9 protein-coding genes and 1 riboswitch are annotated in these 7,797 nt (G+C 70.7%); of the genes, 5 read left to right on the forward strand and 4 right to left on the reverse strand.

The annotated features are described in order from the left end of the window. Together G6026_RS02115 and G6026_RS02120 are read right to left on the reverse strand one after the other, a co-directional pair. On the reverse strand, positions 1-279 hold a 279-nt coding region (locus tag G6026_RS02115; RefSeq protein WP_241727920.1), incomplete at its 3' end, for a P1 family peptidase. 60 nt (positions 280-339) lie between these two features. Continuing rightward, entirely contained in the window at positions 340-1,599 is a 1,260-nt protein-coding gene (locus G6026_RS02120) for an Ig-like domain-containing protein (RefSeq protein ID WP_182612128.1), read from the reverse strand. A 204-nt stretch (positions 1,600-1,803) separates the two neighbouring features. On the opposite strand from G6026_RS02120, the gene G6026_RS02125 reads away from it, so the two are divergent. The 3 genes from G6026_RS02125 to G6026_RS02135 all read left to right on the forward strand — a co-directional run bounded on the left by G6026_RS02125 (position 1,804) and on the right by G6026_RS02135 (position 4,020). Further along, the gene (locus G6026_RS02125; protein WP_156607288.1) at positions 1,804-2,466 is read left to right on the forward strand and encodes an NAD(P)H-binding protein; all 663 of its coding nucleotides are present in this window, start codon (positions 1,804-1,806) and stop codon (positions 2,464-2,466) included. Between the two features lie 81 nt (positions 2,467-2,547). Continuing rightward, positions 2,548-3,006 (forward strand): hypothetical protein, encoded by a 459-nt coding sequence (locus G6026_RS02130; RefSeq protein ID WP_107757577.1) that lies wholly within the window; start codon positions 2,548-2,550, stop codon positions 3,004-3,006. 48 nt (positions 3,007-3,054) lie between these two features. Then, positions 3,055-4,020: an NADPH:quinone oxidoreductase family protein gene (locus tag G6026_RS02135; RefSeq protein WP_107757576.1), complete on the forward strand. Its 966-nt coding sequence runs from the start codon at positions 3,055-3,057 to the stop codon at positions 4,018-4,020. Between the two features lie 13 nt (positions 4,021-4,033). Here the strand turns inward: G6026_RS02135 and G6026_RS02140 are convergent, their stop codons facing one another. After that, entirely contained in the window at positions 4,034-5,194 is a 1,161-nt protein-coding gene (locus G6026_RS02140; RefSeq protein ID WP_182612129.1) for a pyridoxal phosphate-dependent aminotransferase, read from the reverse strand. A 46-nt stretch (positions 5,195-5,240) separates the two neighbouring features. Between G6026_RS02140 and G6026_RS02145 the strand changes: the two genes are divergently transcribed. Then, the gene (locus G6026_RS02145) at positions 5,241-5,702 is read left to right on the forward strand and encodes a Rieske (2Fe-2S) protein (RefSeq protein WP_107758252.1); all 462 of its coding nucleotides are present in this window, start codon (positions 5,241-5,243) and stop codon (positions 5,700-5,702) included. A 152-nt stretch (positions 5,703-5,854) separates the two neighbouring features. Next, positions 5,855-6,049, forward strand: a riboswitch (FMN riboswitch). Between the two features lie 95 nt (positions 6,050-6,144). After that, positions 6,145-6,864 carry a nicotinamide mononucleotide transporter family protein gene (locus G6026_RS02150; protein WP_107757574.1) on the forward strand — a complete coding sequence of 240 codons (720 nt, stop codon included), beginning with the start codon at positions 6,145-6,147 and terminating at the stop codon, positions 6,862-6,864. A 5-nt stretch (positions 6,865-6,869) separates the two neighbouring features. Here the strand turns inward: G6026_RS02150 and G6026_RS02155 are convergent. Further along, the coding region (locus tag G6026_RS02155) for an MFS transporter (RefSeq protein ID WP_182612130.1) at positions 6,870-7,797 on the reverse strand (928 nt) is incomplete at its 5' end.

The raw sequence follows: 7,797 nt of genomic DNA on the forward strand, positions 1-7,797 counted from the left end.
GCGCCCGCCGGGCGTGGGAACGCCCCTCCCGGCCTCCTCGCAGAACCGCATCACCCCCTCGGCGGCCGCGAGACCGAACGCGGAGCCTCCGGTGAGGACGACGGCGTCGACGGAGGCCACCGCCTTGTCCGGCGAGAGTGCGTCGAGGTCGCGGGTCGCCGGCGCGCCACCCCGCACCTCGCGCGATGCCACCGACCCCTCGGGGAGCAGCACCACGGTGCACCCCGTCAACGCGGAAGGATCCGTCCAGTGGCCGATCGCGACTCCGGGCAGTCTCATCTGGGGTGAGCGGGGCTCCATCGCGCAAAAGTAGCGTGTCGACCCCGGCAAAAGGAACCCTCAGTCCGCGGAACCCTTCTGCCAGGTGCTCCACGGGACCGCCCAGTCCCCGTTCTGGTGGACCTGCTGTTCCGGGCCACCGGTGTTCCGGACCTCGACGATGTCTCCGGCCACCGCCTGGTCGAAGTACCAGGCGGCGTCATCGGGGGACAGGTTGAGGCATCCGTGCGAGACGTTGGTGTTGCCCTGCGCCCACATCGACGAGGCGAGAGCGTGGAAGTAGATGCCCTCGTTGGTCAGGCGCACCCCGTGGTCGACCGTCACCCGGTACCCGACGTCGAGCGGTAGACCGTAGGTCGAGGAGTCCATGAGCACCGTGCTGGCCTTGTCGAGGACGGTGTAGACACCCCGCTGGGTCCAGAAGTGCATGCTCACGCCGTTATGGGTCGCCCAGCCGCCCTTGCCCATCGACGTGGGCATCGTCTTGACCAGTTGCTGGTTGTGGAACACCGAGACCGTCTTGGTGTCGTCGTCCGCGATGGCCACCCGGCGGTCACCGATGGCGAAGTCGACCTCCGCGCCCTCTCCACCCCACTGGCCGCCGCCGAGGTTCCTGCCCTCGGTGTCCAGATCCACGCTCACCCGGGTGCCGGTCTCGTAGTAGTCCCGGGGCCGCCAGTGCGCGGTGGCGTCGTCGAGCCAGAACCAGTTGCCCTCGACCGCCGGTTCCGTCGTGACCGTCATGTACTTCTCGACGGTCTCCCTGTCCGCGACCGGCTGATCGAATCTCGCCGCCACGATGATGCCGACGCCGTACTCGCGATCCGACTCCAGGGCGCCACCGCCCGGGGTGACCAGGCTGGGGGTGACGATGGCCTGTGGGGTGGCCATGGTGAAGGTGCGCGAGTCGGTCCGCGGGCCGCCCGTCGCTCCGCGGTAGGTGATATCCAGCGTGTAGGTGCGCCCGTATCCGAGGGTGACAGCGGGTTCCCACGACGTCGCGTCCTGCGACAGCTCGCCCTCGATCTCCTTGCCCGCGTCGTTGGTCAGCACCACCTCGCTGAGCGAACCGTTCTCCACCCGGGCGCGGACGCCGTCCACCACGGCCACGTCCGTCGCGCCGTCCGCCGGGGTGACCTGCAGGGTCGCCGGAACCGGCGCCTCCGAGGTCTCGGTCGGGGTGGTCTCGCCCGCGGACCCCGTGGGCACGGGGATGGTGCATCCGGTCGCGACGAGCAGGAGGGCCAGGAGCCCGGCGAGGAGGACGAAGGGCGCCTGAGACGCCGAGGGCGTGAGCGACCCGGACCGGGACAAGGACATGCGTGACTCCGAGGGCATTGCTGGGGATTCACCGGTGAGTACCGGCTTATGAGCACATGATGCACACAGGGTCCGACAGGACGCGAACCCACACGGGCGCCCACGGCGTGTCGTTGTGGAGTTGTGACCGGATCGGGCCGGACAGTGACCGGGAAGTGATCTGCGACTCACACGACGGCGGGGTGGAGGAGTACAACGGAGGCCATGAGTATCGAACGCCCTGTGACCATCATCGGCGGACACGGCAAGGTGGCGCTCCGCGCGGCCCGGATCCTGGCGGGGGCGGGCGCCGAGGTGTACTCGGTGATCCGGAATCCGGACCAGGCCGACGACATCCGGGAGGTGGGCGCGACCCCTGTCGTCGCGGATGTCGAGACGCTCGACGTCGAGGGATTGCGGGAGGTGCTCCGCGGCAGCGGTTCGGTGGTGTGGGCCGCCGGAGCGGGTGGCGGAGACGCCGATCGCACCTACGCCGTCGACCGCGACGCCGCGATCCGATCCATGGACGCCTCCGTGCAGGAGGGGGTCGAGCGCTACGTCATGATCTCCTACGACGGGGCCGGACCCGAGCACGGCGTGCCCGAGGGCGATTCGTTCTACCCCTACGCGCAGGCCAAGGCCGACGCCGATGCCCACCTGCGGGATTCGGAACTGCAGTGGACCATCCTCGGCCCGGGGAAGCTCACGGATGACGCCGGCGGGGAGTCGATCGGCGTGGGTGCCGAGAAGCGCGAGGACAGGGCCACCAGCCGGGACGTCGTGGCCGCCGTCACCGCGGCCGTCCTGCGCAGGCCGGACACCATCGGTCGCACCATCGAGTTCTCCGACGGCCCCACCCCCATAGGCGAGGCCCTCACCAGGGAGTGAGTAGCGGGGGGCCTCGCGGCGTGGCCGGTCCGAGCGGTGGGCAGGGGCCGCACCGGTTGGGGGCGCGGTTATCCTCGTCGGGTGCGGATCCTGGTGGGCGGCTCGTGGATCACCGTGACCTGCGCTCTCATCACCGCGCTGTGGAGTGTCCCGCAGTTCGTCGCGACCGGGACCGTCACGCTCAGCTCGCACCCCTTGTTCGTGGTCATGTTCCTGTTCCCCTCGCAGATCGGGGTTCCGGTCTGTCTTCTCGTGGCCTTGAACTCGGTGTTGCTGCTGTCCCGTGGCCGTCTGGTCACCACCCCGCGTCGACTCCTCGCCGGTGGCCAGATGCTCACGGTGACGCTGCTGGGCGTCTGCGCGCTGCTGCTGGTCCTGCCCACCACGTTCGGGCGGGAGTTCATCCTGATGGCGCTGGCCTTCCAGGTGGGCCAGGTGGTGGTGGCCGTGGGGCTCGCCCTGCATCTCCATCGACGCCGGGGACTGCGTCGTCACCCCGAGACGGACGAGCCGAACCCGCCGGTGCACCTCGAGACGTGATCCGGTGCGTCGGTTCCGGCGCGACGGGTGTGCTGACACTATGGGGCCATGCGTGCCATTCACATCTCATCCCATGACGGACCCGCCGCCCTGGAGGTCGTGGATCTCCCCGAGCCGGAGCCGGGAGCGGTCCTCATCGACGTCCACGCCTCGGGGGTGACCTTCCCCGAGGTCCTCCAGACCCGCGGGAAGTACCAGATCTCGCCGCCGCTGCCGTTCGTGCCCGGATCGGAGGTGGCGGGTGTGGTCCGTTCCGCCCCCGAGGGGTCGGGATTCGCCGCCGGCGACCGCGTGTGCGCCTTCCCCGGCCTCGGAGGGTTCGCCGAGGTGGTCTCCACCGACCCCGCCCAGGTGTTCCGGCTCCCCGATTCGATGACCTTCGCCCAGGGCGCGTCCATTCCGATGAACGTCCTCACCGTGCACTTCGCCCTGGCGCACCGCGGCCGACTCGAGCCCGGGGAGACGGTTCTCGTGCACGGCGCGGGTGGCGGTATCGGCATCGCGGCCACCCAGTTCGCCGTGGCATCCGGTGCCCGCGTGATCGCGGTCGCCTCCTCCGAGGAGAAGCGGGAGCTGGCGCTCAGGGCCGGAGCGTCCGACGCCATCGCCCCCGAGGGTTTCAAGGACGCCGTGAAGGAGCTCACCGGCGGCAAGGGCGTGGACATCGTGGTGGACCCCGTGGGAGGCGACCGGTTCACCGATTCCATCCGGTCCCTCGGGCAGGAGGGGCGGATCCTCGTGATCGGCTTCACCGGTGGCGAGATCCCCACGGTCAAGGTCAACCGCCTGCTGCTCGGCAACAAGAGCGCCGTGGGGGTGGGATGGGGCGAGTACTGGATGAGCAACCCCGGATACCTGCAGAAACAGTGGGCCGAGGTGGAGCCTCTGTTGGCCGCGGGGAAGCTCGACCCGCTCGTGGGCGTCGAGCTCCCGCTGGACAAGGCGTCCGAGGCTCTGGAACTCATGGACGGCCGCGGCGCGGTGGGCAAGATCGTCCTCACCACCGGGCGCTGAGAGTCCCGCGGTCTCAGGGCGCGAGCGCCCGCAGCCTGCGCCCGGCCTCCGACAGCACCTCGGGTCGTTTGCAGAACGCGAACCGCACCAGATGCGACCACTCGGCGGAGTAGGTATCGGTGAACGGCGCGAACGGAACCGCCGCCACGCCGACCTTCTCGGGCAGTTCCAGGCACCACGACGCGGCGTCGGTGACGCCGAGCGGCCGGGGGTCCGCGGTGAGGAAATAGGTCCCCTGGGTCACGGCGAGATCCACTCCGATCCCGGTGAGTATCCCCACGAGCTGGTCCCGCCTGTCCTGCATCTGCGCCCGCAGCGCCCGGATCCACTCGTCCTCGTGGCTCAGGGCGTGCGCGACGGCGAGTTGCAACGGGGTACCGGCGGTGTAGCTCATGTACTGTTTGGCGGCCCGGACACCCGCGACCAACCCGGCCGGGCCGGTCACCCACCCGATCTTCCAGCCCGTGCAGTTGAGCATCTTGCCGGCGCTCGAGATCCGCAGGGTGCGCTCGGCCATGCCCGGCAGGGTGGCGATGGAGACGTGCTCGGTGTCGTCGTACGTCAGGTGTTCGTAGACCTCGTCCGAGATCGCGATCGCGTCGAACTCGCGGCACAGGGCCGCGATCTGCTCGAGATCCTCCCGGGGCAGCACCGCACCGGTGGGGTTGTGCGGAGAGTTGACCAGCACCGCCCGGGTCCGCGGGGAGAACGCCGCCCGCAGGGAGTCCACGTCGAGGCGGAAACGGTCGTCCGAGCGGACCATCCGCGCGGGGCGCCGGGTGGCCCCGGCCATCGCGACGGTGGCGGCGTAGGAGTCGTAGGACGGTTCGATCACCACCACCTCGTCGTGGGGTTCCACCAGGCCGAGCACCGCACCGGCGATCGCCTCGGTCGCGCCGACCGTCACCAGTACCTCGGTGTCCGGATCGTGGACCAGCCCCGTGTGCCCGGTCTCGTGCGTGACGATCGCGTGCCGGAGCTCGGGTACCCCCGTCCCGGGTGGGTACTGGTTGTGTCCCTCCCGCATGGCGCGCACCGCGGCCTCGATCATCGACGGGGGGCCGTCGGTGTCCGGGAAGCCCTGTCCCAGGTTGACGGCCCCGAACCGCACAGCGAGCTGGGTGACCTCGGAGAAGATCGTGGTGGCGTGGGGCAGGAGGCGTCGGACGGTCATGGAACGCAGCCTAGGTCGGTCGTGGCCGCCCGATACGATGGGCCACATGACCGAGCACCCCGCCGCAGCATCCGTCACCGTCGGACCGTGCACGCAGCGCCGTACCGTCCTGGCCGCTCTCCCCGGGATCATCCTGCTGCCGGGGATCGCCTCGGCCTGCGGGATGACGCAACCCGCGGAGCCTGCCTCGACCGTGCAGCAGACGACCGAGGTGCAGGCCAGCACCATGCCCGCGTCGGACGTGCCCGTCGGGACCGCCAAGCAGGTCAAGTCGGGGGACTCCACGGTGATCGTCGCGCAGCCCACCGAGGGGGAGTTCGTCGCGTACTCCGCCCGCTGCACCCACCAGGGTGGGACCGTTCAGGTGGTCCGCGACCTGCACCTGCGCTGCCCACTCCACGGCGCGGAGTACGACGCCACCGACGGCCGCAACACCCTCGCTCCGGCACCGCGACCCCTCGACGTGGTCCCGGTGACCGAGGCGAACGGCCAACTGACGATCGGCTGAGCCACGCCCCCGCCCGGGGTGGCACCGGTGACCGCGCCCACCTCACGTCGGCAAGAGAGTCCCGCCCCCATCGGCCGGGTGAGGACGCGCCGAACGCCCTTCTCGACGCCGGCCGGAGTTGCAGCGTCGCAGCGGGGAGGAGTACAACGGGAACACGTTCTCAGGGCGGGGTGAGATTCCCCACCGGCGGTGATGTCACCGGCCCCATGGTCGGCGGCGAGCCCGCGAGCGCCCCGCACACGCGGTGCGGCCAGGCGACATGCCCGGCCGGACCGCGTTCGCGGGGGTCAGCAGACCCGGTGTGATCCCGGGGCCGACGGTCATAGTCCGGATGGAAGAGAACAGCGTGTCCCCCGAGGGACCGCGGCTCGGCCGTGGAACCGTGGGCGATGCGGCATACGCCCTGGGCCGTGGAGTGCCGAGCCCGTGAAAGGGGCACACGATGAGCCTTCTCGTCTCATTCCTCGACGCGCAGGTGTTGATCGGCGGAGTACCGATCCTGTGGCGCGAGATCATCGGCAACGTCTTCGGGTTGGCCGCCGCGATCGGCGGGATGCGCCGAGTGGTATGGGCCTGGCCGGTGGGGATCGTCGGCAATCTCACGCTTCTCACGGTCTTCCTCGGAGGTGTCTTCCACACCCCGCAGGACGTCGATCTCTACGGTCAGGCCGGCCGCCAGGTCATGTTCCTCGCCGTGGGGATCTACGGCTGGTGGCGCTGGTCGCGGGACCGGCGGGCCAGCGCGGCTCTGCCGGGGCAGGCGGGAGTCGAGGCGGTCGCGGTCCATCCGCACTGGGCCACGGGCCGGCAACGGGCGGGACTCGTCGTCGGGATGATCTCCGGCACCCTGGTCTTCGGGTGGGTCTTCTCCGAGCTCGGATCGTGGGGCCCGTGGGCGGACGCGTGGATCTTCACCGGGTCGATCCTGGCCACCTACGGCATGGCCCGGGGCTGGACGGAGTTCTGGCTGCTGTGGATCGGCGTCGACATCGTGGGTGTCCCATTGCTCCTCAAGGCCGGGTACTACCCGTCAGCGGCCTTGTACCTGGTGTACGGGGCGTTCGTCGTCTGGGGGTTCGTGGTGTGGTGGCGCGTCGACCTGGCCGCCCGGGTGCGGGAGTCCTCTGAGGGGCATCGGTCGGATCAGGTGGCCGTCGCCTGACGCGGTCAGCGGACCTTCGATGAGGGCCGCGCGGTTCCCGTCTCAGGTGCCCCGCGTGACGCACGCCTCGGCCGCACCGAGGCCACGACGATCAACGACAGCGCCGCGAGTGCGAAGCCGAGGCCGCGGAAGTCGATCCACGCGAACACCAGGCCCGAGAGCAGGCCACCCGCCGCACCGGACAGCGCCACCGCCACGTCGGCCTGCCCCTGGACGGTGGCGCGGACCGAGAGCGGCACGGACGTGGTGAGGACCGTGGTCCCGGCGACCAGTCCGAGGCTCCATCCGAGCCCGAGGAGGATCAAGGCCGTGGTGACCAGCACGGTCGACTGCGGCGGGGAGACCGCGGCGAGGACGCCAGAGGTCAGCAGCACCAGGCCTGCCGAGACGGCCACGAGGCGCGTGCCGAACCTGTCCACCAGGTAACCGGACAGCGGGGCCGGCAGGAACATCGCCGCCACGTGAAGGGAGATCACCAGCCCCACCACGGTCACCGCGTGATCGTGCGCGCGCATGTGGACCGGTGTCATGGTCATGAGCCCGACCATGACGAACTGCGTCAGGGCCATCACCGCCACCCCGGTGAGCACGTCCCCGGTCCAGATGCGGGAGGGTGCGGCCGGCTCGGGGGAGGAGACGACCGCGGGGGCCGGTGACGGGAACGACGACGAGGCTGTCGCCGAGTCCGGCCCCACCGTCGCCCGCCGCCGCGCCTCGAGCAGCGGATCGGGACGCAGCAGCAGTGAGATGACCAGTGCCGCTCCACCGTAGGCCGCGGCGGCGAGGAGGAACGGACCGGACAAAGGGAGCAGGCCCAGCGACTCGGCGACCGCTCCCGTCGGCCCCACGAGGTTGGGCCCCGCGACGGCCCCCGCGGTGGTGCCCAGGAGCACGTATGACAGTGCCCGTCCGCGGTGCTCGGGGGTGGCCAGG

This window comes from Dietzia sp. DQ11-38-2 (assembly GCF_014145055.1).
Lineage (GTDB): Bacteria > Actinomycetota > Actinomycetes > Mycobacteriales > Mycobacteriaceae > Dietzia.